The organism is Mangrovimonas sp. DI 80, from assembly GCF_001975575.1.
In the GTDB taxonomy this organism is placed as follows: Bacteria; Bacteroidota; Bacteroidia; order Flavobacteriales; family Flavobacteriaceae; genus Mangrovimonas_A; species Mangrovimonas_A xylaniphaga.
In genome coordinates this window covers 55,010-78,359 of the sequence record NZ_MSDT01000008.1, presented here as the reverse complement: position 1 = coordinate 78,359, position 23,350 = coordinate 55,010, and the positions used below count along the sequence as shown (strand labels likewise).

The following is a 23,350-nucleotide window of genomic DNA, read 5'->3' as shown; positions in this document are numbered from 1 at the left end:
TAAGTTAAACAGAATGGTTTAAAATAAAAGGCTTTAACACAGTTTTATTCCTGGTCTAGAGTCAATTTATGTTTGGAATTGGCCAAATACCAGGCCGTGGCAAAGATTAATTGGGTGCGTTTCGCCAAAAGGGGATAGTTCAGTTTTTCTGCGGTATCTGTTGGTTTGTGGTAATCTTCGTGTTCTCCATTAAAATAAAAGATGACAGGAATTCCGGCTTGGGCAAAGTTGTATTGATCGGATCTGGAGAAGTAATGGTTGGTGTCATTTTTGTCGTTGAATCTGTAATCCAAATCCAATTGGGAAAAGGTAGTATTGGCGGTTTCCGAAATAAAGTATAGCTCCTTACTGAGTCTATCAGCTCCTATAACGTACACATAATTTGGGGTGTTCATGTGTGTTTCATCAACTCGACCAATCATATCAATATTCAGGTTGGCAATGGTTTTTTTTAGGGGAACAATTGGGTGTTCTACATAGAATTTTGATCCGATCAGGCCTTCTTCTTCCCCAGTAAGGTGAAGGAACAGGATACTTCGTTTAGGCCCATTTCCATTTTTTTTGGCTTCGTTAAAGGCTTCTGCCATTTCCATTAGGGCAGCAGTTCCAGAGGCATTGTCATCGGCGCCGTTGTAGATTTCACCGTTTTCCTCACCTTCATGATCTAGATGCGCAGTAATGATGATGGTTTCCTTGGGGTGTTTGCTGCCTTCAATATAAGCAACCACATTTTGGGAGCTGTTAAGGCTATCTGTAAAAAAAGATTTGGGAACCGGTTGAAAATAATTTTGATTGCCGAAAGGGGATGGAATGCCTTGGGCGATATAGTAATCTTTAAGATAATTGGCTGCTTCCTTTAGGCCTGTTTCGCCGGTTTTTCGACCTTGGTATTGGTCTGAGGACAATTCGTAAACATAGTCCATCAATTCTTGCGAGGTAATGGTACTGGCGTACTGTTCTACAGTCTGTCGGTCTTCAAAAACAATGCTGTTCTTTAGGTCCTCAATGCGCTCACTATACTTTTTTGTGGCACAGGATCCAACAATGGAAAGAACAGAAGTGAAAATGAAAAGCTTCATTGTACTGTGTTAATTGTCAGTCAAATAAAGCGAAAAAAAAAGGAATACCGAAGTATTCCTTAAAATTTGTGGGAAGTGAATTATTCAAATTCTATATCGTCAACTTCTTCGATATCAATTTCTTCAGTATCTAGATCGATGTCTTCTATTTCCAGATCCTCTTCGTCAATGTCCAATTCTTCCAGAATTTCCTTAGAATTTTCTTCCGATTCTTTCGCACGTTCCTGCAATTCTTCGGTATTGCCAACTTCTACCGTATGGAATACCGATTTGTAGATGGAGATACCCAAAGTGATGATGGTTAACAGGAAAATATACTGCACCACTTTTTTGGACTTGTTCTGTTTTTTGGAAACAAAAAAGATGGAAAGTCCCAATAAAAAAGCCAATATAGCAGGGATAAACGCTAGATTGGATAGTGGGGTCAAGGCTAGAATAACAGCCAATAGACTAGTGATAAATCCTAAAATGATCAATACTTTTCTCATGCTCTTAGTTTTTAAGGCCTGTGGCCGATTTTATTTTTAACTCACCATTACCTACTGCAATCTTAAATTTGGCATATACCGGAATTTTAGTGGCATCGGCTGTCAACCATAATAAGTTGTCGTTGGTACCTTTTAGGACATCGCTGTTGTTGATGGAAATAGCCAATTTGTAGCAGGTTTTTTGCCCAAGGCTAGTGTTGATAGTTTCGGTACCCAAATATTTAAAATTGACAATGTTTTCTTTGTTGTCAAACAATACTTTGAACGATTTGGTTGCCCCTGTTGATAGACTAGCAAGATCCAAAGTACGCAGCTTGTAAAGTGTGCTTACCAAATCCCGGGTAGTACTGCTAATGGAGACCGTGGTATTTTCTTCGTTAAAACCGCCGCCTTTCTTTTTCTTCTTTTTAAGGCTTTTTACAGTGTTGGTTTTATGGCTGTATTTGTATTGCATAAACTTGTAATAGCCACCTTCGTCTATTTCTCTTTTGTATAGGTAAGGGGAAAGGGTTTTAGGGCTTACATAGCTTTCATATAGGTCTCTAATTTTAAAGAAATTGTCCCATTTGCTATAGGTTGCCGCTGTACATTTTAAGCGAAGTAAGGTCGCTTTGGAAGTGTTCACTTCACTGGTTTCCATTTTTACTTGGGCAAGCTCCGTTAGGATTCCAGACATATTGTAAGAAGCTGAAAAAATAAGGGTTTCCCCGGCACCAACGGCATTGTTTTGGGCAAAAGACAATACTGAAACCAAAAAAGAAAAGGCCAGTGCTAAGCGAATTTTGTTCATAGGGCTTTATTTAAACTTTAAATGCTTTTAACATTTATTGTGCCAAATGTATTATTAAGTTTTTAGATTGAAAAAAGAATTTTTGGAAGCTATTTGAGTTCTTAAAATATAATTGGTTTTAGATAAATTCCTTTTGATTTTGAAAAAACGATCTTTTTGTTATCACTTTGGTTTATTTTTGGAGAGCACCATATTTGCATGTTATGATCACAACTATTGCATTTTTGTTACTGTTGGCTTTTGGAGTATATGCCCTGTCCAAACTAAAGCGTAAACCCGTAGAGCCTTTTCCGAAGCATTGGCACAAATTGCTCATGGAGCATGTGGAATTTTATGAAGGTCTGCCTCCAAAGGAACAGCAACGTTTTCAAAAACGGATGATGGAGTTTTTAAGTGAGGTGTATTTGGAAGGTGTTAAAGTAGAACTCGAAGAATTGGACAAAATCCTGATTGCCGCCAGCGCCGTGATTCCAGTTTTTGGATTTCCAGAGTGGCATTACACTAATTTAAGTGGGGTATTGCTATATCCCGATAACTTTAATGAAGATTTCGAGTTTGAAGACAAAAAGGGCAACCGCATTATTGCAGGAGTTGTTGGCACCGGCCGATTGGAAAAACAAATGATCCTTTCCAAAAAAGCGTTGCGACATGGGTTTTCAAAAAGCTCTTCCAAAACCAATACGGGCATCCATGAGTTTGTGCACCTCATTGATAAAATGGATGGAGTGACAGATGGGGTTCCGGAGCGTTTGATACAGCACGCTTATGTGATTCCTTGGTTAAAAATGATTCATAAGGAAATGGAAGCCATCAATGACAATAAATCGGATATTAGAAATTATGGAGGCACCAATGAGGCAGAATTTTTCGCTGTGGCTTCTGAGTATTTTTTCGAAAATCCCGAGCACATGAAAAAAAAGCATACGGAATTGTACAAGATGCTAGAAAGTTGTTTTTACGGATCTTCAACTGCAGAGAAGTAAGGTACTTTAGCTATCGTGGTCGTCTCTCTGTTTGCCGTTAATGGCGTCTATTTTGATGACATAAACTACGGGAACATCGCCAAGATGGATTTTACTGGAAAACTCACTAAGGAAGTCTACATCCTTGTGCTCTTTCATCATAATCAAATCTTTTACTCCTAAAGAGAAACTGTGCAATTGAGCTTTGGCGTAGCTACCTGTAAGCTCCTCATAGGTCCCATGAACCAACACAGATTTCCATTCGTTTACCGAGTTTACTTCTTCTACCTGTAGGGCCACGTCTCTGTGTTTTCGCATGGCATTGATTTTATGACCTTCGGCCGCATATGCCAAAATCCAATGGTTGGCTGTGTCATAAAAATACGTAATCGGAGCAATGAAGGGTTGGTGGTAAAACATATAAGCCAAATGACCAATGTAGTTCCTCTCAAGCACCATATAGCATTCCTTTTGGTTTAATGTCTTGATCATGGCTGTGATGTTAAAACGTTGGTAATGAGTAAATTTATTTAAAATTAAACTAAAATGGAATGATATTTATCATTAATGCTTATTTTAAATTAATCTTGTTAATATATTGATAGTCAGTGTTTGTGGCTGTTTTTGCGGTGTGTTAGAGATTTTTGATGTTCAATATAAGTTTTTGGAATGTAAAAATCTCTTGTTCAGTATTTTGTGGGTGATTTTTGTCATAGTTTAAATGCGCTAATTGTCTTAAATTTAGGGGAAATATCCTTAAAGGGTTTGATCATGGAATATCATGTATTAATACCGACAGACTTTTCTGATAACGCATGGAATGCAACCGTCTACGCCATGAACCTTTTGGCCGAAGAAGCGTGCACATTTTATTTCCTAAATGCCATGAATGCCAAGATTTCGGCCATGTCAAATATGTCCAAAAAATTTAATGAGGCCATGAGCGAAAGTGCCATTAAGGAACTGAGGGATTTAAAAGCGATGGCGGAAGCGGCCCATCCCAAGGAGAAACACCGTTTTGAGATCATTTTTAGTAGCGAAAGCCTAAATGACGCCATTGCCACCAGTATTAAAAAATACAAGCTCAATTTGGTGGTTATGGGCACCAAAGGGGCAACCGGTGCCAAGGAAGTCTTTTTTGGAAGCAATACGGTGGGCTTGATTTCCAAATTGTCATTATGCCCATTGATTATTGTTCCAGAAGATTGCCAATTTAAAATTCCGAAGCAAATAGCCTTTCCAACAAACTTTATAAGACCTTATCGTGCGGAAGATTTGCAGCCGTTGTTTACCATGTCCCAACAATTTGGTACAAGAATTAGGGTAGTACACATACAGGAAAAAAGTAGGTTGAGTGCCGAACAAAGAAATCATTATACATTGTTAAAAGAACTTTTGGAAACCTATGAGCACAGTTTTCATTGGATGCCCATTTACGCCAGTAAAACTCACGAAATCTTTGATTTTATAGAAGAATTGGAGATTGATATGTTGGTGATGATTAATTATAAACACAGCCTTTTGGAACGATTTACGAGGGAACCTGTCATTAAGAAAATAGGATACCATCCTGCGGTTCCTTTTATGGTAATCCCAGATTGAGCCCACAAACGTCTTGGTCTGTCAACTAACAACACAAATAATAACTTTTAAATTTAGAAGTCATGAGAAAAAAAATATTGTTACCAACAGACTTCTCCAAGAACGCTTGGCAAGCTATGAACTATGCCATTGAACTCTACCAAAACGACCATTGCGATTTCTATGTGCTTAATGTGTTTACGGCCACTAGCAATATTTTGAAAAGTTTGTTGAACATGGAACCCGGAAGCGAACTCTACGAAACGGCAAAGTCCAATTCGGAAGAAGGCTTGGCGGAGGTGATGGATAAATTGGCATTTAAGTATGATCACAATCCAAAGCACCATTTTGAGACCATTTCAACCTTTAACAATCCAATAGAAGCCATTAAGGAAATTGTGGAACAAAAGGATATCGATATGATTGTCATGGGCACCAAAGGCGAAACAGGCTCCGAGCATGTAGCCTATGGAAGTACCGCAGTTTACGTAATGGAAAAGGTACGCAATTGCCCTGTAATTGTGGTGCCTGAAGCTAGTAAGCTGGCTATGCCCAAGGAGATTGTGTTTCCTACCAGTTTTAAAACCCATTACAAAAAACGGGAACTTGCCTATTTGGTAGAATTGGCTCAAAAGTGTCAGGCGACAGTCAGTATTCTGTATGTTTCAGATGATGACTTATTGGACGTGAAACAGGCCGAGCATAAGCAAATGTTGGAAGAGCAGTTGGAAGATGTATCTTACGAATATCACACCTTGCATTACAAGGCAGTCGAACCCGCAGTGAATATGTTTGTAGAAAGTAGGGATAGTGATATGGTGGCCTTCATCAATAAGAAACACTCTTTTTTCGGAAGTATTTTGAGCAATCCCATGGTGAAAAATATCGGGTTCCATTCAAGGGTTCCTATTTTGGTCATGCACGATTTAAGGAATTGATTTGCATTGGGTCTAAAATAATCAAGCATGGTAAATCACAATTTGGATATTACAAAGTCTTCAGGGGAGCGGGTGAGTTTTTCAATGCCCAAATTGAAGGCCTCGCTAAGACGCGTAGGGGCTAGTGATGAGGTGGTCAGCCAAATTATTGATAAGGTTCGGGATGAACTCTACCAAGGAATTTCTACTAAGGAAATATACAATAGAGCCTTTGCCTTGCTCAAAAAGAAAAGTAGGTATTGGGCCTCCAAATACAAGTTGAAGCGGGCCATCTATGAACTGGGGCCAACGGGGTATCCATTCGAGAAATTTGTAGGTGCTATTTTAAAATACTCTGGTTATGATACAGAAGTGAGCCAGATTGTACAGGGAAAGTGCGTGTCACATGAAATTGATGTGGTAGCCCATAAAAATAACGAAACCACCATAGTAGAATGTAAGTTCCATAGCGAGCAGGGACAAAATTGTAATGTCAAGATTCCTCTGTACATCCATTCCCGATATCAAGATGTGAAAGCACATTGGAATACCAATGTAAACAACAACTCCATTTTAACCGATGGCTGGTTGGTTACCAATACGCGTTTTACCTCAGATGCTTTGCAATTTGGAAAATGCTGTGGATTGTATCTGCTTAGTTGGGATCATCCAGATGGCAATGGCTTAAGGGATAGGATTGACCGTTTGGGACTGTACCCAATTACGGTGTCCTCATTGCTTACCAATCGAGAAAAACAATTTCTGTTGAGTAGGGATGTGGTTTTGTGTCGGGACCTAATGGGAGATTCCTTTTACTTGGATCACCTAGGTGTTTCCGAATCCCGAAAGGAGCGCATTTTAAAGGAAATTGAACAACTATGTAATTTACCGCATGAAGAATGAAAAATTATGCAAACATCCATTTTTTGGGAGCCTCAGGTGTGGTAACCGGCTCTAAATACTTTTTGGAAACTTCCGAAGCTAACATATTGGTAGATTGTGGTATGTTTCAAGGGCTAAAGGAATTGAGGCAGCTCAACTGGGAAGAATTGCCCATTGATGTAGAAACAATAGATGTGGTGCTGTTAACCCACGGCCATTTGGATCACGTAGGCTATTTGCCTAAGTTGATTCAGAAGGGGTTTTCGGGAAAAATTATTGGAACGGCGCCAACCTTGGCTATTGCGGAAATCATTTTAAAAGACAGTGCCAAGATTCAGGAAGAAGAAGCCGAAAAAGCCAATAAAGAGCATTATACAAAACACCATCCCGCCTTACCTTTTTATACAGAGAAAGATGTGGAGAGAACCTTGCGATTTTTTCAAGTAGGGATTCAGGATATCTGGTTGAACCTTTCGGAACATATTACCTATAGGTTTCGGTACAACGGGCATATCATAGGGGCAACTTTTATTGAATTGGACATTAATGGGAAACGCTTTGTGTTTTCTGGTGATATAGGGCGTTGGGATGATTATTTGTTGAACGATCCTAAAACTCCGGAATGGGCCGATTATTTGTTTGTGGAAAGCACCTATGGGAACAAATTGCATCCAGAGGAAGATGTAGAAGACATCCTGGCCCAATTGGTCTTGGATACTATAGAAAAACAAGGGAATCTCATCATTCCCAGTTTTGCTGTGGAACGTTTGCAGACCCTGATTTACATTCTTTGGAAACTTTACAAAAGCAACAAAATTCCCAATATTCCCATATTTATTGACAGCCCAATGGGCAACAATGTGTTGGAAGTTTTTAAACGCTTTCCAAAATGGCACAAATTGCCCATGCAGGAATATGATGCCATGTGCAATCATGTCAACATTGTGCAATCCTTTGGTGAAACTTGGGAAACCATTGATGATCCAAGGCCAAAAATAATTATTGCGGGCAGTGGGATGGTAACCGGAGGACGGGTGTTGACCTATTTGCAACAATTTATAGATGTGCCCAGTACCAATGTATTGTTGGTGGGATATCAGGCGGAAGGGACCCGTGGGCGCCAACTGAAGGATGGGGCCCATGAAATTAAGTTTTATGGTAGGTATTATCCTGTAAAGGCTACTGTAAAATGTTTGGATAGTCTTTCTGCCCATGCCGATCAGGATGATTTGCTTCATTGGTTGCGCACCATTAAAAACATTCCAGAGAAGGTGTATTTGGTGCATGGAGAACCACCGGCCTTGGACGCCTTTAGGTTGAAAATAGAAAGTGAATTTGGCTGGAAGGTCACTATTCCAAAATTATTGGATACCGAAAAAGTGATGTTGTAATCTTCAAAAATAAGGTCGATTTTTTGAAAGGAAATTCCTTTAAAATTAGGTTGCAAATATTGTAACTAACTGATATATATCATTTTATTTTTCGTGTGATATCCTTACATTGGGGTTGGTAAGTTTAACCATTAAAATTAAGGTCATGTCACTTATTAAATTTAACAAAAGAAACCGATTACTCCCATTTTGGGATGATGAGGGTTTAAAATCGCTGTTGGGCTCTGATGCTTTTTTCAACAACGATTTATTTGACGAGGACAATTCAATGCCTGCGATGAATGTTACCGAACATGACAAAGACTTTGAAATTGAATTTGCGGCTCCTGGGTTCTCTAAAAAGGACTTCGAAGTGACTATTGATGACAATGTGCTACGTGTTTGTGGCAAGAAGGAAAATGAAGTAGAGGAAAATGAAGAACACGGCTACAAGCGTAGAGAATTCAACTATAATTACTTTGAACGCTCTTTGAAATTACCAAAATCTGTTGCTATGGACCAAGAGGTTAAAGCAAAATACAAAGATGGTATTTTAAAGTTGAACCTTCTAAAAAGAGAAAACGCCAGCGAGTCTCTAAAAAAAGTTATTGAGGTTAATTGATAGTGAAAAAGGCAGAAAGTAAGGGATAACCGCTTTCTGCTTTTTTTTGTTTGTAAAAGTCCGTAACTTCAAATAGTTAAAGCCCCTAAACCCAATGCTATTGTTTTTTTAATGTTGACCAAATACCTCCCAATTTTTGTATTGCTTTCTCTGCTTGCCGAAGTTTTAGGGACTATTGGTGGGTTTGGATCTTCGGTGTACTTTGTGCCTATTGCCAATTTTTTCTTCGACTTTCAATCTGTTCTCGGGCTTACCGCCTTGTACCATTTGGCAAGTAATACCAGTAAAATTGTTTTGTTCAAAAAAGGGTTTGACAAAAAGCTGGTTTTAACATTGGGTATTCCAGCGGTTATTTTTGTGTCCGTGGGGGCATATTTTAGTAAATATTTTAATCCTAGGGTATTAACGTATGTGTTGGGGGCATTTTTAATGCTCATGAGTTTAATTTTTTTAATCTTCAGCAAACTTCGTGTCATTCCCAATAAGAGAAATGCCATTGTAGGAGGTTCCCTTTCTGGATTGAGTGCAGGCCTTCTAGGGACCGGTGGCGCTATTAGAGGAATTACCATGGCAGCCTTTAAAATGGATAAGGATAAATTTATTGCCACTTCTGCGGTAATCGATTTAGCGGTGGATTTTAGCCGTACCATTGTGTACTATTTCAATGGGTATATGCGCAAGGACTTTATGTATTTGATTCCAATTTTGATTGTGATAAGTGTTGTAGGGACTTGGATAGGCAAAAAAATCTTGGAGCGCGTATCTCAAGAGCAGTTTCGGAATTTCGTTTTAATTCTCATCTTTCTTATTGGTATTGTAAGTGTGGTGGCCAATAAATAAGGCTGCTTAATGACTATGGAATATCAATAATGGCAGGGTAAGATTGTTGCTAATTCTTGCTGTAGATGAGGTGGATAAATAGCGCTCAAAAAAGCGTTCCCTATGTGTGATTAGCGTCACCAGATCGATAGGGTTGGTCTGTATGTAACTATGGGAAGCATAATACACGGGAACATTGTTTATTACATGATATTGATAATTGATAGGACTATCAAGTGTTTGGAGTACTTTGAGATCTTCTTCTTTTTTTAAATCTATCCGTTTTGGATTGTGGGGGTGGATTCTTAAAACATGTAGGGAGCTCTCAAAGGTTGATGCAAAGCTTAAAATACCCTTTTTGAAAGCGGGATCATTCATAGAAGTGTCTTCGTCCAAAGGAAGAATGGTGTTTTTGGGAGGACGGTATTCAAAGCCTTCGGGGATCACCAAAGTGGGGCAGTCCACTTTTCTGATAACATTAATGGTGTTACTTCCAAAAATGACTTCTTGGGCACCTGTAGCTCCGTTGGTACCCATAACTACCATATCGATATTTTTAGAGGCAATGACCTGTTGTATGGCATTGGTGAGAATATCAAAATCAACCAAATATTCTATACTGTTGTCGCTAAGCTCAAATTCGCGTTGAAGAGTATCCACTAAGGCAGCAAGGCGTTTTTTGGCGGGGCTTATCAGGGCTTGGTAAATGGGCTGCCCGCCAGCCACCATTAAATCGTCCGAGGTGAAAGCGGTCGCACTTTTCACATGTAACAAATAATACTGTATGTTTTTGCCTTTGAATAAATTTAAGGCGTAACGAATAGCATTGATAGAGTTCTGCGAAAAGTCTGTTAACAGTAATATGGTTTTCATTGCAGGATTATTTGTTATTTATAAAGATACCCAAGAATTATGATAAAGCTTATGATATTTCTCATAAAGACTTGATTTTGAGTATTGATTTAGGAGTGTTAGACAAGCATAATATTAATCAACAAAACCATTTGTGAGAGATGGCTGATAAATGTCATTGTATAGCGAACTAAATTGTTTTAATTTTATAGGGTAAATTGACATACATCAACACTACTAAGATCATGAAATACCAGATATTATTGCCGACTGATTTCTCTGATAATGCGTGGAATGCCACAGTTTATGCGCTTAAATTATTAGCTGAAGAAGAATGTACTTTCTATTTGCTGCATTGCAAGAATGAAAAGATTTCTGCCATGGCCAATATGTCCAAAAAGTATAATGATGTGATGCGGGAGAGCAACCTCAAGGAATTGACCAAGTTAAAAGAAACTGTGGAGGCTGCCAACACAAATCCAAATCATTCATTTGAAATCATTTTAAGTGCAGGAAACCTGGGAGAATCTGTTGAGGCCTACATAAGAAAATATCACATCAACTTAATTGTGATGGGAACCACAGGTGCTACAGGTGCCAAAGGCATGTTGTTTGGCAGTAATACGGTAGGCATTATTGGTAGAATAAAGAATTGTCCAATTTTGGCTATTCCGGATAAAAGTGAATTTGTGCCCCCAAAACAAATTGCTTTTCCAACCGATTACAACCGTTTTTACAGTCCAACCGAAATGGGAGCAATCAAGAATATTGCCGAGTTGTTCAACTCCAAAATAAATGTGGTACACATCAATACTGAATCGAAGCTTACTGAAATACAAACCTATAATGTGAACGCTGTTAAAGAGTATATGCAGGACTTAGACCATAGCTTCCATTGGATGCCGCATTATGCCAAAAAAGCTACTGAAATTAATGATTTTGTGGACGAGCACAACATAGATATGTTGGCTATGGTGAGTTACCAGCATAGTTTATATGAAAGTTTAACAAGAGAGCCTGTAATTAAAAAAATAGGGAGCCAATTAAAGGTGCCTTTCCTGATCATACCTGAAAGTAAGGATTAAGAAATTGTATGCTGTTTCTCGTCTGTATTTATAGGATGAATCAGAAGTTTGCAAGACCTTTTTTACTGGCAATCTAGAGATAAGGTAATATTAACGTTCACTTTGAATTGGCTAAATTTAAAAGCTTTAAATTTAGCTTGTTAATCAAAAATAATGAGCATTATGGACAGCCTTAAAAATCTTCAGGACGAATTATTGGAGGAATATCACATCACCCAAAAGTTTTTCAAATTGTACCCCAACGATAAGAACGACTATGCCCCTCATGAAAAGAGCATGAAAATGGGACATTTAAGTACCCATATAGCAGAAATATTTGGATGGCCAGAAGTAGTGTTGACTACGGATGAATTGGACTTTAAAGAAGGGGACGGACCAAAATTGAAGGAAAACGCCCAGGAGTTGGAGCAGACCCTTAATGAGAAGTATGAAAAAAACATAGCCGCGCTTAGAGCGGCCAACGAAGCCGATTTAAGTGATGTCTGGGCATTGAAGATGAAGGGACACACCATAAAGGAATGGTCTAAATATGGAGCCATAAGGCATTCCCTCAATCAAATAACCCATCATAGAGCGCAATTGGGTGTGTATTACCGTTTGTTGGGAATTCCAGTTCCAGCTAGCTATGGACCTTCTGCCGATGAACAGAATTTTTAAAACCAGGAGCCTATGTTTGCCGTAATTTATTCATTTAAAGTAAAAGAAGGTTTGGAAGCTACTTTTGTAAATGGTTGGAAAGAACTTACCGAACTTGTCCATCAGTACGAGGGTGGTTTGGGGTCTCGACTGCATAAAAAAAACGATTCGCATTATATCGCTTATGCCCAATGGCCCGATTATGAAACATGGCAATCGGCAGGCAAGAACCTTCCGGAGAGCGCCAATAAAATTAGAAAATTCCTTAGGGATTCCTGCGATGAATTTGAAACCCTGTTTGAATTGGATGTAGTTGAAGATTTGCTAAAGGATCAACCTTACGAGGTTTAGTCCTTATGAAACTTATAATAGAGCGCTCACTGTACAGTGGGCGCTTTTGCGTTAAAAACTAAGCATGTGACAAAAAGGCTTGGTAACCTAAGTTACTGACAACCCTTTTTTTCAAATGTATTTTTGTCCCAACATTTAAGAATACATTATGAAGCATCGTTTATATATTTTTGTAATAACGCTGATAGGCTTACAGTTTTCAGGGAATGCCCAAACCGAAGTGCCTATTGCTAAATCGGAGGTTTTGGATGCCGTGGTTGAATCCAATCACAGCCTTAAAATTTCCGAAGAACAGTTCAATGCCGCTAGGGCAGATTTTAGGCAGACCAATGCTGTCTTTTTGCCAAACATTACGGCTTCGCACACAGGGATCTCTACAACAAATCCTTTAATGGCCTTTGGTTCTAAATTGAACCAAGAAATAGTAACGGCCGCCGATTTCAATCCAGATCTTTTAAACGATCCACAGCAAATTCAAAATTTTGCTACCAAGTTCGAGATTCAACAACCCTTGATCAATGTGGATGGTTTTTACCAACGTAAGGCTGCTAAATCCAAAATGGAAGCCACGGCACTACAAAGTGAACGTACCAAAGACTATCTCACGTTTGAAGTGGACAAGGCCTATATGCAATTGCAATTGGCTTATAAAGGCGTAGAGGTGTTGGAGCAGGCTTTGGAAGCTGCTTTGGCCAACAAGCAATTGGCAGACAACAGTTATGCCCAAGGCTACTTGCAAAAATCGGATGTGTTGGCCGTTGAGGTTCGTGTAACCGAAGTGAGAAACCAATTGCAAACCGCCAAGAGTCAAGTGCAAAATGCCTCAAACTACATTTCTTTTTTAATGAATACCAGTCAGGATGTGGTGTATCTTCCAACAGATGCGCTTGAAGCGGAGATGTTTACGGAAGAGAATGCCTTGATGATTTCCAAAGAACGTTCGGATATCAAGGCGATGGAGTTGGCAAGCAATGCCTATGAAACCCAATACAAGGCTGATAAAATGACCTTTTTACCACGTCTAAACGCTTTTGGTAGTTATGAGTTATATGACGATCAAATTTTCCATGCCGATGCCGGTGGGTATCTGTTTGGGGCCTCTTTGAGCTGGAATATATTGGAAGGAACCAAACGTTTTGGAAAAGCTCAAAAAAGTAGAGCTGAGTTTGAAACTTCCAAACTTCAGTATGAACAATATGTCTCACAAAGTCAAATGGAACTCAACAAAGCCAAGCGCATGTTGAATGATGCCAAAAACAGATTGCAACTGTCCAAATTGGCCTTGGATCAATCAGAAGAATCTTTGCGCATCAGAACCAATCGTTTTGAGGAAGGCCTAGAGAAAACCACCGATTTGTTGATGTCTGAGACACTATACGCCCAAAAGCAATTGGAATATTACCAAACTATTTTCGAATATAACTATGCACAGGCTTATGTGCAGTTTCTAACCAAATAAATTACTAAGCAAGACAGATATACATATGAAAACATTATACACATTATCAATCGTAGCTGTAACAGCATTGTTTATGAGCTGCGGAAGCAAGGACGCCAAACAGGAAGCGCAAAAGGGACCGGCAGTTGCTGTATCCGTAAGTCCTGTTAAGGCAAATGGAAATAGTACTTTTTTAAGTGTTAGCGGGAAAGTACAGGCCGTAAACAGTGCCGATTTGAGCACCCGTTTTATGGGGTATGTAAACAGTGTCCCTGTAAAAGTGGGAGACCAAGTTAGAAAAGGGCAATTGTTGGTGGCAATTAATAACAGTGACCTTGAGGCTAAGCGCGCACAAATCAATGCGGGAATTACCCAAGCCACTGCAGCGTTTAAAAATGCCGAAAAGGATTATAACCGCTACAAAAACCTATTTGCACAAAACAGCGCAACCCAAAAGGAATTTGATGATATCACGGCCAGATATGATATGGCAGCGGCCAATCTAGAGGCTGCTAAACAGCAAAAAAATGAAATCAATGCCCAAATGGCTTATACCAATATTACAGCGCCTTTTAATGGAGTGGTAACAGCTACTACAGTAAAGGCAGGAGATATGGCGAATCCAGGAATGCCATTGGTATCCGTGGAAGGTCCTGGGAACTTTGAGGTTATTGCCATGGTGCCAGAGTCGGATATTTCAAAAGTGGCCAAAAATCAAAAAGTAGAGGTATTGGTAAAAGCAACCAATAAAACCTATGAAGGGAATGTAACGGAAGTAAGTACTTCAGCAAAACATACCGGAGGGCAATATGTGGTAAAGATAGCCTTGCCTAAAGCAGATGATAAGATTCTGTCGGGCATGTTTGCCACAGTACAGTTCCCTATGGAAGGCACTACCCAAAAACAAATGGTTTTGTTGCCAACTTCAGCAATTGTTACCAAGGGACAATTAACAGGCGTCTATACGGTAAGCCAAAATAACACAGCAGTATTACGTTGGTTACGATTGGGCCGTACCTATGGAGATCAAGTAGAAGTATTGTCCGGTTTGGATAGCAGCGAAACTTATATTGTTTCAGCTGAAGGTAAATTATACAACGGAGCTTCAATAACCATTAAATAAGCAGAACAGATGAAAGAAGGTTTAGCAGGAAAAATAGCCAAGAGCTTTATAGGCTCTAAGCTTACAGTGCTCCTTATGATTGTGTTTATGGTCATTGGGGTCTATAGTTCATTTTTAATTCCTAGGGAAGAAGAGCCACAAATTGATGTGCCTATGGCCGATATTTTTGTGGGATACCCAGGCGCTAGCCCAACAGAGGTTGAGTCGCGTGTGATCAAGCCCTTGGAAAAATTGATTAGCAATATCAAAGGGGTAGAATATGTGTATTCTACGTCTATGAAGGAACAGGGAATGGTGATCGTTCAGTTTTATGTGGGCGAAGACATAGAGCGTTCTTTTGTAAAGCTGTACAATGAGATCAATAAGCATATGGATCAAATGCCGCAGGGAGTAACCATGCCTTTGGTGAAAACGCGTGCCATAGACGATGTGCCTATGTTGGGATTGACCTTGTGGAGCGAAACCTATGATGATTACCAATTGGGGCAAATGGCCCAAGAGCTTCGAAATGAAATTGAAAAGGTAGGCGATGTTGCCATTACCCATAAAATTGGAGGGCGAGACAGACAGCTTCGAGTGGTCTTGGATAAAGATAAGTTGGCTGCTAGTGGATTGGACTTTTTGGAAGTATCCAAAATGATTCAGGCCAATAATGCCCAAATGGGAGCAGGAAGCTTTGATAAGAACGATGCCGAGTTTTTGGTGAGCTCTGGAGATTTCCTAAAAACCGTGAGCGATGTTGAGAACTTGGTAGTAGGTGTTCAGGATAACAAACCTATTTACCTAAAGCAGGTTTCTAAAATTATAGACGGGCCAGAAGTACCCGTAAACTATGTGAGTTTGGGATTTGGGCAAGGAAGTGAAAAAGCAGCTGAGTTTCCTTCGGAATATTCAGCGGTAACTATTTCGGTGGCCAAAAGAAAAGGTGCCGATGCCATGAAAATTGCTGATGTGATCCTTGACAAAGTATCGCATTTGGAAAGAACCTTGATTCCAGACGATGTGCATGTGGAAGTCACCCGTAACTATGGAGAAACCGCTTCACATAAAGTATCGGAATTGTTATTGCACCTTATTGGTTCTATTATTGCAGTAACCTTTGTGGTAATGTTGGCCATGGGATGGCGTGGTGGTTTGGTAGTATTTTTATCGGTGCCTATCACTTTTGCCTTGACCTTGTTGAGCTACTACATGCTGGATTACACATTGAATAGAATTACGCTTTTTGCCTTAGTATTCGTAACAGGTATCGTGGTGGATGACTCCATTATTATAGCAGAAAACATGCATAGGCATTTCAAAATGAAACGCTTGCCGTTTAAGCAGGCAGCCTTGTATGCGATCAATGAAGTTGGAAACCCTACTATTCTAGCGACTTTTACGGTAATTGCTTCGGTATTGCCAATGGCCTTTGTATCTGGATTGATGGGGCCTTATATGGCACCAATGCCAATTGGGGCGTCTATAGCGATGATTCTGTCTCTATTTGTAGCCTTGACCATCACACCTTATTTAGGGTACATATTTTTACGTGAAAAGGATAACAAACAGCATAAAGAGAAAACAGAGAAGCCTCTGGAAGATACCTTTATCTACAGAATGTATAACAAATTTGAGCGTCCTTTATTGGAAAACCGTTTCAAACGTTGGTTGTTCTTAGGGTTTACATTTGCGTTGTTGCTAGGGTCTATGGGATTGTTTATGACGAATTCCGTAGCGGTGAAAATGTTGCCTTTTGATAACAAAAATGAATTTCAGGTAGTAATTGACATGCCGGAAGGCACCACATTGGAGCGTACCGCTATAGTGGCTCAGGAAATTTCACAATACCTTTCTACAAGACCGGAAGTGGTGAGTTACCAAAATTATATTGGGACTTCAGCGCCAATTACCTTCAACGGATTGGTAAGACACTATGATTTGCGTGGTGGTAGTAATATGGCTGATATTCAGGTGAACCTTATCGATAAAGGGGAGCGTAGTGCACAGAGTCATGATATTGCCAAGTTATTGCGTCCGGATATTCAAAAGATTGCCGCTAAGTACAATGCTAATGTAAAATTGGTGGAAGTACCGCCAGGACCTCCAGTATTGTCTACCATTGTAGCTGAGGTGTACGGTCCAGATTATGATGAGCAAATTGCCATTGCCGACAGCATTCAGACCATTCTCAAAAATACCGATGATGTGGTGGATATCGATTGGATGGTTGAGGCAGATCAGGTGGAGTATGAGTTTGTGATCAATAAGGAAAAGGCCATGTTGTATGGTGTGGCTCCTCAACAAATTACCTATACCTTGAATTTGGCCTTGTCCAATCGTGCGATTACCAATTTGTACGATGAGGATGCCTTCCGTCAAGTTGGTTTGGTGTTGAGTTTGGATGAAAAGGAGAAGTCCACCATTCAGGATATTGCCCAATTGCAGGTGAAATCTCAAATGGGAAATATGGTATCCATTAGTGATTTGGTAGACATCAATCCGGTAACCCGAGCTAAGAGTATCTATAGAAAGAACCAAAAGCGTGTGGTATATGTATTGGCCGATATGGCTGGAACTTTGGAAAGCCCTGCCTATGCCATTTTGGGTATGGAAAAGAAACTGAAAGAGATTGATTTACCTGAAGGCTATGCTTTGGAGGAATTATACATCAACCAACCCGAGTTTGAAGATGACTATACCGTAAAATGGGATGGTGAATGGCAAATTACCTTGGAAGTATTTAGGGATTTGGGAATTGCCTTTATGGGAGCTATCATCTTGATATACATTCTAATCGTAGGATGGTTCCAAAACTTTAAAGCACCTGTGGTAATGATGGTGGCCATTCCATTGTCATTGATCGGGATTATTTTAGGACACTGGATTATGGGAGCATTTTTCACCGCGACCTCATTTATCGGAATGATTGCCCTAGCAGGAATCATGGTACGGAACTCGGTATTGTTGATTGATTTTATCAACCTAAGAGTAGCCGAAGGCGTGCCATTGAAACAGGCGGCTATTGAAGCGGGAGCCGTGCGTACCACACCAATTTTGTTAACGGCAGGAACGGTAGTAATTGGAGCCTTTGTGATCTTATTCGACCCTATTTTCCAAGGGTTGGCAATCTCCCTAATGGGAGGAACCATTGTGTCCACAGTATTTACATTGTTGGTAGTGCCATTGGTATATTATATGATTGAGCGTAAAAAGCATAATTAAAAAACACAGGAAATGAAATTAGTAATAGTTACGGCTGTAGAAGACTTTCAAAAAGACGTCTTAAAGCTCTTTAGGCAAGCCAATATTGAGAGTTTTAGTAGTTCGGATATCGATGGCTATAAAAACGTACCCGCTGTATTGGCTACCAGCAGTTGGTTTCCGGGGGAAGCCAGTGGAAATGAGTCCATTTTGTTCTTCTCTTTTACAGAAGAGGCCAATATAGATCTATTGTTTAAGATGATTCAGGAATTCAACAGTAATATGGAAACCAATAACCCAATAAGGGCGATTGTTATTCCTATAGAAAAGAGTATTTAACACTAAAAATATAAAGTTATGATGAATAGATATATCCGTGTTATTGCAGGGACGTTTATAATTATTAGCGTATTGCTTGGCATGTTTGTAAACGAAAATTGGTTATGGTTTACCTTATTTGTAGGGGCTAACTTGTTGCAGTCTGGAATTACCAAATGGTGTTTGATGGAGGACATCCTCTCTAAGTTTGGAGTAAAGAAAGAAGGCGATTGTTGCGCTTCTAAGTAATAAAGGTTGTTTTTGGTTACTGCAAAACGCCCACTGTACAGTGGGCGTTTTTTTATAAAAGGAAGAGCTAGATAGATACTCTTGTTTTTTTATAAACTGAAAGCTTCTTAAACAGTTTCAATTTTTAAAGAGGTCATGGTCAATGAGCCACCTATGGGTTTGTCATTAAACAGGGTAACCTCTTCATTCTTGTCCTTTAAGGCCAAAGTGTAAAGCAGGGGTAAATAATGCTCTGGTGTAGGAATGGCCAAATCAAAGGCTTTTCCTTGGGATCTAAAATTGATAAGATTCTGATGATTATCATCCAAAATATAGCTTTTCATTTTTTCATTGGCCTCTAAAGCCCAATCATAGGCAAATTCTTCATTCAATCTATTCCAAGCTACCTTTCGTAGGTTGTGGACCATATTCCCGCTTCCAATAATCAACACCCCCTTGTGGCGTAGCTTTTGAATTTCCTTGGCCAATTCATAATGATAACTCGGTGGTTGCGAATAATCAATACTCATTTGTATTACAGGGATATCTGCATTGGGGTACAGATGTTTAATAACACTCCAAGCACCGTGATCCAATCCCCATTTTTCATCCAAACCAACGTTGGTTTTGGTTATTAGGTTTTTGGTTTCCTGCGCCAGTTCTGGGCTACCGGGTGCTGGATATTGCACGTCGAACAAAGCTTGTGGAAACCCACCAAAATCGTGAATGGTAGGCGGATGTTGCATGGCCGTAACAAAGGTGCCTTTAGTTTCCCAGTGCGCCGAAATACAAAGAATGGCATTGGGACGAATGAGCTCCTGGCCTAATTTTCTAAAGGCCTGTACAAACTCATTTTCTTCAATGGCATTCATGGGGCTACCGTGCCCTAGGAACAATACGGGCATTTTGCCTGTATTACCCAAGGATGAGGTCATTTTATTTAAATCTTTCAAATTCATGCTAGCACTTATTAAAGGTAATAACGCCAAGGATTTTAAGAATTTCGTTCTCTCCATTCCCTAAACAATTTATAAAACTTGCTTTACAAATTGCACTTCGACCATTATTTTTACATCTTCACCAACCAATACGCCTCCAGTTTCCAAAGCGGCATTCCAGTTAAGTCCAAAATCTTTTCGGTTGATTTTTCCTGTGATTTCAAAGGCCAGCTTTTCGTTGCCCCAAGGATCTTTGTTGGTACCTCCGTACTCTACATATAAACTGACGGTTTTGGTGACGTCTTTTATGGTCAGTAGGCCTTCCAGTTCGTAGGCATCATCCACTTTTGTAAAGGAGGTACTTTTAAAGGTAATGAATTTATACTGCTCCACATCAAAAAAGTCGGCGCTTTTTAAGTGGGCATCCCTTTCAGGATTGTGGGTTGAAATTGAGGCTGCTTCAATAGAAACTTCTAAAGGAGATGAAGAGAAATCTTCACCTTCGATACTTGCTTCATAATTGGTAAATGTTCCTTTTACATAGGAAATCATCAAGTGTTTTACTTTAAAACCTATGTCGCTGTGTGTTGGGTCGATAACCCATTTTGTTGTTGCCATTTGATAAAATTTTTAATTATTGTTTCTAGTTTATTTGATATGTTTTTTTTGTGTTATTGGGCAAGCCCTATTTGCTTCATAAAATCTTGATTGTCGTAGAATAAGTATTCTTCAATCATTTTGCCATCTTTCCAATGGCCTATGGTTGCCATTCTCAATTTAAATTTTTTGCCAGTAGGAGGGATGGTTTTTCCATCACCAATAGGCATGGGTTCTGAAAAAGTTCCTTCCAATTCACCTATTACCGCAGTCCAATCGCCACTGCCAAAGCGTACAGGATGCTTTTCAATTTTTGTGTCGGGAGCAAAAATGAACATGGGTTTTAAATCGGCAATATGTGATGGAAATAAGCCTTTGGTAGTACTTCCGTCTGCATTGTACACCACAATATCGTCGGTATGGCTATGGCTAAATTTGTCCCATTTTTGATTGGTAAAATACTCAAAGTCTAATGTGTCAAAAGTAGCTAGCCGTTGTTGTATTTGGGCTTCTTGTGCTTTATAGTCTTGCAACTCGGCTTCTAATTTGTCTATTTTAGTTTGAAGTTCGTTGGTGTTGTTCTGGGAACAACTGCTAAACAATGTTACGGCTGCTAGCGTAACCATTGTTAGAATTTTTGAATTTTTGAATGTTGTTTTCATGTGTAATCATTTTATTTGTAGCTGATTAAATTGCTGATACAAAGATGAAAACAATAAGGGGTTAAGTTGTTACACTAATCGGAAATAGGATTGTAGAATTAGGAAACCAATAGTTTTTTCATGTCGTCTCTAAATTCGCTTGGCGATTGTCCAGACTTCTTTTTGAAGACATTAGAGAAGTATGAATTCTCGTTGTAGCCCAAATCATAGGCTATTTCTGAAATGGTTTTGTCTGTGGAAATGAGCAAGTTTTTGGCCTCGATGAGTTTTCTGGTCTCAATAAGTTCCGATACGCTTTGCTCCATGATGTTTTGACAGATCATGTTGAGGTTGCGTGAGGACATAAAGAGCTTTTCCGCATAAAATTCTACACCAACAGGCCGGTGGTAGTTGTCTTCTAGAATGGTGAGAAAATTTTTGAAGGTGGTATTTTGTGTTTTTTCAAGAGACTCGTTGGAATTGTCCGCTTTTTTACGCTCTATTTCTATCATGGTAAAGACGACACTTAGAAGCTGCCTAATAATAGCATAATTTGGAGTTTCTTGCTTGGTTTCTTCGTAAATCATTTCGCATAGCGATACCAAGCGTTGTGTACAGTAATCTTTATTGAGTTTTAAGTTGGCTTGGTTGTGGTAAAGCGAATAAAGTTGAAATGTGGTTTCTGGGATAAATTCACTTTTAAAGCGAATGCCCCAAATATCGCAGCGACTATTGACGGCTTTAGGAATGACGCGATGCACTTTGCCTTTGGTTATAAAACTTACAAAAGGTGCTTCTACAGTTTTGGAACTGAAGTCTATAAAATGTTCCAATTGGCCTTCTACACCAATGAGGAGCTCCTCAAAATCATGATTGTGGGGATCATTGGGGTTCGAGGCGATTTTCAGGGCCTCGGCGGCATCAACTTTAAAAATATGGAACAGTTTATTCATTTTTAACCAATTGAAATCAGCTTAACGTATAGCTTGGTCAATACTAGAAATATACAAAAAGGATTCCGTACTAGGAACCCTTTTTATGTAATGTTTAAAGTGCTTGTTTTACCGCTTGCTCTAAAGAAGTGGTGGGCCTACCCAACAGCTTAGACAATTGATGGGTCTTGTCAAACAGGTCACCTTTGGAAGCAGACACGTCCCAACTGGCTAATCCTTTGGCGAGACCTTCAGGAACACCTACTTGCGATAGAATACCAGCGTATTCTGCTTCAGGAAGATTGGTGTAGGGAATGGTTTTTCCTGATTGTTTGGATATTTCTTCGGCAAGATCTGTTAAAGTGTAGCTTTGGTCGCCTCCAAGCTCTAAGGTTTTATCCTTGTAGCTCTCATCTGTAATAACTATAGCTAAAGCTTCTGCATAATCCAATCTAGCTGCCGAAGATATTTTTCCGTTTCCTGCACTACCAATAAAGGCGCCATTTTCTAAGGCATTGGGGATAGAAGCAGTGTAGTTTTCAGAATACCAGCCATTACGTAAAATGGTAGTATCAATACCTGATTCTTTGAGAGCCTCTTCTGTGGCAACATGTTCACCTGCCAAACTTAAAGTAGAGGTGTCTGCTCGCAGCAAACTGGTGTATACAATCCAATTAACGTTTGATTTTTTAGCAGCATCTATAACATTCTGGTGTTGGCGTGCACGTTGACCTATTTCGTTAGCCGAAATAAAAACCAATCTATCAATGCCTTTTAGAGCTATTTCTAAACTTGAAGGATCATCATAGTTGAATTCACGTGCTTCGATACCTAAATTTTTAGCTTTATCTGTAGAACGAACCAAGGCGACTAGATTCTCGGGTAGTTCTCTTTTTAATAGTTCCTGCACAACTAATCCTCCTAATTGACCAGTAGCACCTGTAATACCTATTTTCATAATGTTTGTATATTAAAGTTTCTGTTGTATATTTGATTTATAAAAGTTGTTAACTAACTTTTAGTTAGTCTAAGGTACTGTGTAAGTTTTTAATATGCAATAGGTAACGTTTTTGTTAAATACTTACTTTGAAGTTAGTTATAGTAATAATCAGGCTTGTATGGAGAAAGAAAATTTGAAAAAATACAGTAATGTGGAAGAATGTCCGGTGAGAAATGTATTGGATAGGATTGGTGATAAATGGTCGTTGTTGATTTTACTGATTTTGGAAGAAGAAAAAGTGTTGCGGTTTAATGAATTGCATAACTATATAGTGAGCATCTCCCAAAAAATGCTGAGCGTGACCTTGAAAAGTCTGGAAGCCGATGGATTGGTGAAACGTACCATTTACCCTCAGGTTCCACCGAAAGTGGAATACGAGTTGACGGAAAGGGGCAGCTCTTTATTGCCACATATTCATAGTTTGGTGGCGTGGTCTAAAGACAATATTGGTGACATCAAACAATCTAGAAAAGATTACGAGTTGGTCTCACAGAAATAGAAATCTTTCTTTCCCAAAT

At 39.3% G+C, this 23,350-nt stretch carries 26 protein-coding genes; 16 read left to right on the top strand and 10 right to left on the bottom strand.

Annotated elements, in window-relative coordinates:
- Window positions 1–44: 44 nt before the first annotated feature.
- From BKM32_RS14905 to BKM32_RS14895, 3 genes are all read right to left on the bottom strand, one after another.
- Entirely contained in the window at window positions 45–1,079 is a 1,035-nt protein-coding gene (locus BKM32_RS14905) for a M28 family metallopeptidase (protein WP_076664788.1), read from the bottom strand.
- Between the two features lie 80 nt (window positions 1,080–1,159).
- On the bottom strand, window positions 1,160–1,567 hold the full coding sequence (locus BKM32_RS14900; protein WP_076664786.1) for an FUSC family protein: 408 nt from the start codon (window positions 1,565–1,567) through the stop codon (window positions 1,160–1,162).
- Window positions 1,568–1,571: 4 nt separating this feature from the next.
- A complete protein-coding gene (locus BKM32_RS14895; protein WP_076664783.1) occupies window positions 1,572–2,357 on the bottom strand; it encodes a DUF3108 domain-containing protein in 786 nt (261 codons plus the stop codon).
- Between the two features lie 203 nt (window positions 2,358–2,560).
- Between BKM32_RS14895 and BKM32_RS14890 the strand changes: the two genes are divergently transcribed.
- The gene (locus BKM32_RS14890) at window positions 2,561–3,340 is read left to right on the top strand and encodes a zinc-dependent peptidase (protein WP_076664780.1); all 780 of its coding nucleotides are present in this window, start codon (window positions 2,561–2,563) and stop codon (window positions 3,338–3,340) included.
- 6 nt (window positions 3,341–3,346) lie between these two features.
- Here BKM32_RS14890 and BKM32_RS14885 read toward each other — a convergent pair whose 3' ends face one another.
- Window positions 3,347–3,811, bottom strand: a complete 465-nt coding sequence (locus BKM32_RS14885) for a pyridoxamine 5'-phosphate oxidase family protein (RefSeq protein WP_076664777.1) — start codon at window positions 3,809–3,811, stop codon at window positions 3,347–3,349.
- A gap of 279 nt (window positions 3,812–4,090) precedes the next feature.
- Between BKM32_RS14885 and BKM32_RS14880 the strand changes: the two genes are divergently transcribed.
- The 6 genes from BKM32_RS14880 to BKM32_RS14855 all read left to right on the top strand — a co-directional run bounded on the left by BKM32_RS14880 (window position 4,091) and on the right by BKM32_RS14855 (window position 9,531).
- Window positions 4,091–4,921, top strand: a complete 831-nt coding sequence (locus BKM32_RS14880) for a universal stress protein (RefSeq protein ID WP_076665038.1) — start codon at window positions 4,091–4,093, stop codon at window positions 4,919–4,921.
- A 62-nt stretch (window positions 4,922–4,983) separates the two neighbouring features.
- Window positions 4,984–5,838: a universal stress protein gene (locus tag BKM32_RS14875; protein WP_076664774.1), complete on the top strand. Its 855-nt coding sequence runs from the start codon at window positions 4,984–4,986 to the stop codon at window positions 5,836–5,838.
- Between the two features lie 27 nt (window positions 5,839–5,865).
- The gene (locus BKM32_RS14870) at window positions 5,866–6,720 is read left to right on the top strand and encodes an ATP cone domain-containing protein (protein ID WP_076664772.1); all 855 of its coding nucleotides are present in this window, start codon (window positions 5,866–5,868) and stop codon (window positions 6,718–6,720) included.
- Complete coding sequence (locus BKM32_RS14865; protein WP_076664769.1) at window positions 6,717–8,090, top strand: MBL fold metallo-hydrolase RNA specificity domain-containing protein; 1,374 nt, start codon at window positions 6,717–6,719, stop codon at window positions 8,088–8,090. Before BKM32_RS14870 ends, BKM32_RS14865 begins: the two co-directional genes overlap by 4 nt.
- Before the next feature lie 145 nt (window positions 8,091–8,235).
- Window positions 8,236–8,691, top strand: a complete 456-nt coding sequence (locus tag BKM32_RS14860) for an Hsp20/alpha crystallin family protein (RefSeq protein WP_076665036.1) — start codon at window positions 8,236–8,238, stop codon at window positions 8,689–8,691.
- A 111-nt stretch (window positions 8,692–8,802) separates the two neighbouring features.
- A complete protein-coding gene (locus BKM32_RS14855) occupies window positions 8,803–9,531 on the top strand; it encodes a sulfite exporter TauE/SafE family protein (protein ID WP_076664767.1) in 729 nt (242 codons plus the stop codon).
- Between the two features lie 6 nt (window positions 9,532–9,537).
- On the opposite strand, the gene BKM32_RS14850 is transcribed toward BKM32_RS14855, so the two are convergent.
- Entirely contained in the window at window positions 9,538–10,383 is an 846-nt protein-coding gene (locus tag BKM32_RS14850; protein ID WP_076664765.1) for a universal stress protein, read from the bottom strand.
- Window positions 10,384–10,607: 224 nt separating this feature from the next.
- Between BKM32_RS14850 and BKM32_RS14845 the strand changes: the two genes are divergently transcribed.
- From BKM32_RS14845 to BKM32_RS14810, 8 genes are all read left to right on the top strand, one after another.
- Complete coding sequence (locus tag BKM32_RS14845) at window positions 10,608–11,447, top strand: universal stress protein (RefSeq protein ID WP_053977243.1); 840 nt, start codon at window positions 10,608–10,610, stop codon at window positions 11,445–11,447.
- A 162-nt stretch (window positions 11,448–11,609) separates the two neighbouring features.
- Window positions 11,610–12,104, top strand: a complete 495-nt coding sequence (locus BKM32_RS14840; RefSeq protein ID WP_076665034.1) for a DinB family protein — start codon at window positions 11,610–11,612, stop codon at window positions 12,102–12,104.
- Window positions 12,105–12,116: 12 nt separating this feature from the next.
- A complete protein-coding gene (locus tag BKM32_RS14835; protein WP_053977242.1) occupies window positions 12,117–12,434 on the top strand; it encodes an antibiotic biosynthesis monooxygenase in 318 nt (105 codons plus the stop codon).
- 148 nt (window positions 12,435–12,582) lie between these two features.
- Window positions 12,583–13,893, top strand: a complete 1,311-nt coding sequence (locus tag BKM32_RS14830) for a TolC family protein (protein ID WP_076664763.1) — start codon at window positions 12,583–12,585, stop codon at window positions 13,891–13,893.
- A 25-nt stretch (window positions 13,894–13,918) separates the two neighbouring features.
- Window positions 13,919–14,995: an efflux RND transporter periplasmic adaptor subunit gene (locus tag BKM32_RS14825; RefSeq protein ID WP_076664761.1), complete on the top strand. Its 1,077-nt coding sequence runs from the start codon at window positions 13,919–13,921 to the stop codon at window positions 14,993–14,995.
- Between the two features lie 9 nt (window positions 14,996–15,004).
- The gene (locus tag BKM32_RS14820) at window positions 15,005–18,199 is read left to right on the top strand and encodes an efflux RND transporter permease subunit (RefSeq protein ID WP_076664758.1); all 3,195 of its coding nucleotides are present in this window, start codon (window positions 15,005–15,007) and stop codon (window positions 18,197–18,199) included.
- Window positions 18,200–18,211: 12 nt separating this feature from the next.
- On the top strand, window positions 18,212–18,517 hold the full coding sequence (locus BKM32_RS14815; RefSeq protein ID WP_076664755.1) for a hypothetical protein: 306 nt from the start codon (window positions 18,212–18,214) through the stop codon (window positions 18,515–18,517).
- 18 nt (window positions 18,518–18,535) lie between these two features.
- Window positions 18,536–18,745: a DUF2892 domain-containing protein gene (locus BKM32_RS14810; RefSeq protein ID WP_053977237.1), complete on the top strand. Its 210-nt coding sequence runs from the start codon at window positions 18,536–18,538 to the stop codon at window positions 18,743–18,745.
- A 107-nt stretch (window positions 18,746–18,852) separates the two neighbouring features.
- Here the strand turns inward: BKM32_RS14810 and ygiD are convergent, their stop codons facing one another.
- The 5 genes from ygiD to BKM32_RS14785 form a co-directional block, all read right to left on the bottom strand.
- On the bottom strand, window positions 18,853–19,683 hold the full coding sequence (gene ygiD / locus BKM32_RS14805) for a 4,5-DOPA dioxygenase extradiol (RefSeq protein ID WP_076664752.1): 831 nt from the start codon (window positions 19,681–19,683) through the stop codon (window positions 18,853–18,855).
- 69 nt (window positions 19,684–19,752) lie between these two features.
- Window positions 19,753–20,280, bottom strand: coding sequence for a YceI family protein (locus tag BKM32_RS14800; RefSeq protein WP_053977236.1), 528 nt, complete (start codon window positions 20,278–20,280; stop codon window positions 19,753–19,755).
- A 53-nt stretch (window positions 20,281–20,333) separates the two neighbouring features.
- The gene (locus BKM32_RS14795) at window positions 20,334–20,885 is read right to left on the bottom strand and encodes an ester cyclase (RefSeq protein ID WP_123812136.1); all 552 of its coding nucleotides are present in this window, start codon (window positions 20,883–20,885) and stop codon (window positions 20,334–20,336) included.
- Window positions 20,886–21,019: 134 nt separating this feature from the next.
- Entirely contained in the window at window positions 21,020–21,853 is an 834-nt protein-coding gene (locus tag BKM32_RS14790; RefSeq protein ID WP_076664747.1) for an AraC family transcriptional regulator, read from the bottom strand.
- A 94-nt stretch (window positions 21,854–21,947) separates the two neighbouring features.
- Complete coding sequence (locus BKM32_RS14785; protein WP_076664744.1) at window positions 21,948–22,790, bottom strand: SDR family oxidoreductase; 843 nt, start codon at window positions 22,788–22,790, stop codon at window positions 21,948–21,950.
- A gap of 160 nt (window positions 22,791–22,950) precedes the next feature.
- On the opposite strand from BKM32_RS14785, the gene BKM32_RS14780 reads away from it, so the two are divergent.
- Complete coding sequence (locus BKM32_RS14780; protein WP_053977232.1) at window positions 22,951–23,331, top strand: helix-turn-helix domain-containing protein; 381 nt, start codon at window positions 22,951–22,953, stop codon at window positions 23,329–23,331.
- The last annotated feature ends 19 nt before the right edge of the window (window positions 23,332–23,350 follow it).

What these genes read in the sequence shown, in the direction of transcription:
- BKM32_RS14875 (WP_076664774.1), top strand. Translation starts at nt 4,984, where the DNA reads ATGAGAAAAAAAATATTGTTACCAACAGACTTCTCCAAGAACGCTTGG.
- BKM32_RS14850 (WP_076664765.1), bottom strand. Translation starts at nt 10,383, where the DNA reads ATGAAAACCATATTACTGTTAACAGACTTTTCGCAGAACTCTATCAAT.
- BKM32_RS14830 (WP_076664763.1), top strand. Translation starts at nt 12,583, where the DNA reads ATGAAGCATCGTTTATATATTTTTGTAATAACGCTGATAGGCTTACAG.
- BKM32_RS14900 (WP_076664786.1), bottom strand. Translation starts at nt 1,567, where the DNA reads ATGAGAAAAGTATTGATCATTTTAGGATTTATCACTAGTCTATTGGCT.
- BKM32_RS14820 (WP_076664758.1), top strand. Translation starts at nt 15,005, where the DNA reads ATGAAAGAAGGTTTAGCAGGAAAAATAGCCAAGAGCTTTATAGGCTCT.
- BKM32_RS14840 (WP_076665034.1), top strand. Translation starts at nt 11,610, where the DNA reads ATGGACAGCCTTAAAAATCTTCAGGACGAATTATTGGAGGAATATCAC.
- BKM32_RS14835 (WP_053977242.1), top strand. Translation starts at nt 12,117, where the DNA reads ATGTTTGCCGTAATTTATTCATTTAAAGTAAAAGAAGGTTTGGAAGCT.
- BKM32_RS14795 (WP_123812136.1), bottom strand. Translation starts at nt 20,885, where the DNA reads ATGGTTACGCTAGCAGCCGTAACATTGTTTAGCAGTTGTTCCCAGAAC.
- BKM32_RS14815 (WP_076664755.1), top strand. Translation starts at nt 18,212, where the DNA reads ATGAAATTAGTAATAGTTACGGCTGTAGAAGACTTTCAAAAAGACGTC.
- BKM32_RS14895 (WP_076664783.1), bottom strand. Translation starts at nt 2,357, where the DNA reads ATGAACAAAATTCGCTTAGCACTGGCCTTTTCTTTTTTGGTTTCAGTA.
- BKM32_RS14880 (WP_076665038.1), top strand. Translation starts at nt 4,091, where the DNA reads ATGGAATATCATGTATTAATACCGACAGACTTTTCTGATAACGCATGG.
- BKM32_RS14890 (WP_076664780.1), top strand. Translation starts at nt 2,561, where the DNA reads ATGATCACAACTATTGCATTTTTGTTACTGTTGGCTTTTGGAGTATAT.
- BKM32_RS14905 (WP_076664788.1), bottom strand. Translation starts at nt 1,079, where the DNA reads ATGAAGCTTTTCATTTTCACTTCTGTTCTTTCCATTGTTGGATCCTGT.
- BKM32_RS14780 (WP_053977232.1), top strand. Translation starts at nt 22,951, where the DNA reads ATGGAGAAAGAAAATTTGAAAAAATACAGTAATGTGGAAGAATGTCCG.
- BKM32_RS14790 (WP_076664747.1), bottom strand. Translation starts at nt 21,853, where the DNA reads ATGAATAAACTGTTCCATATTTTTAAAGTTGATGCCGCCGAGGCCCTG.
- BKM32_RS14825 (WP_076664761.1), top strand. Translation starts at nt 13,919, where the DNA reads ATGAAAACATTATACACATTATCAATCGTAGCTGTAACAGCATTGTTT.
- BKM32_RS14785 (WP_076664744.1), bottom strand. Translation starts at nt 22,790, where the DNA reads ATGAAAATAGGTATTACAGGTGCTACTGGTCAATTAGGAGGATTAGTT.
- BKM32_RS14800 (WP_053977236.1), bottom strand. Translation starts at nt 20,280, where the DNA reads ATGGCAACAACAAAATGGGTTATCGACCCAACACACAGCGACATAGGT.
- BKM32_RS14810 (WP_053977237.1), top strand. Translation starts at nt 18,536, where the DNA reads ATGATGAATAGATATATCCGTGTTATTGCAGGGACGTTTATAATTATT.
- ygiD (WP_076664752.1), bottom strand. Translation starts at nt 19,683, where the DNA reads ATGAATTTGAAAGATTTAAATAAAATGACCTCATCCTTGGGTAATACA.
- BKM32_RS14870 (WP_076664772.1), top strand. Translation starts at nt 5,866, where the DNA reads ATGGTAAATCACAATTTGGATATTACAAAGTCTTCAGGGGAGCGGGTG.
- BKM32_RS14845 (WP_053977243.1), top strand. Translation starts at nt 10,608, where the DNA reads ATGAAATACCAGATATTATTGCCGACTGATTTCTCTGATAATGCGTGG.
- BKM32_RS14865 (WP_076664769.1), top strand. Translation starts at nt 6,717, where the DNA reads ATGAAAAATTATGCAAACATCCATTTTTTGGGAGCCTCAGGTGTGGTA.
- BKM32_RS14885 (WP_076664777.1), bottom strand. Translation starts at nt 3,811, where the DNA reads ATGATCAAGACATTAAACCAAAAGGAATGCTATATGGTGCTTGAGAGG.
- BKM32_RS14855 (WP_076664767.1), top strand. Translation starts at nt 8,803, where the DNA reads ATGTTGACCAAATACCTCCCAATTTTTGTATTGCTTTCTCTGCTTGCC.
- BKM32_RS14860 (WP_076665036.1), top strand. Translation starts at nt 8,236, where the DNA reads ATGTCACTTATTAAATTTAACAAAAGAAACCGATTACTCCCATTTTGG.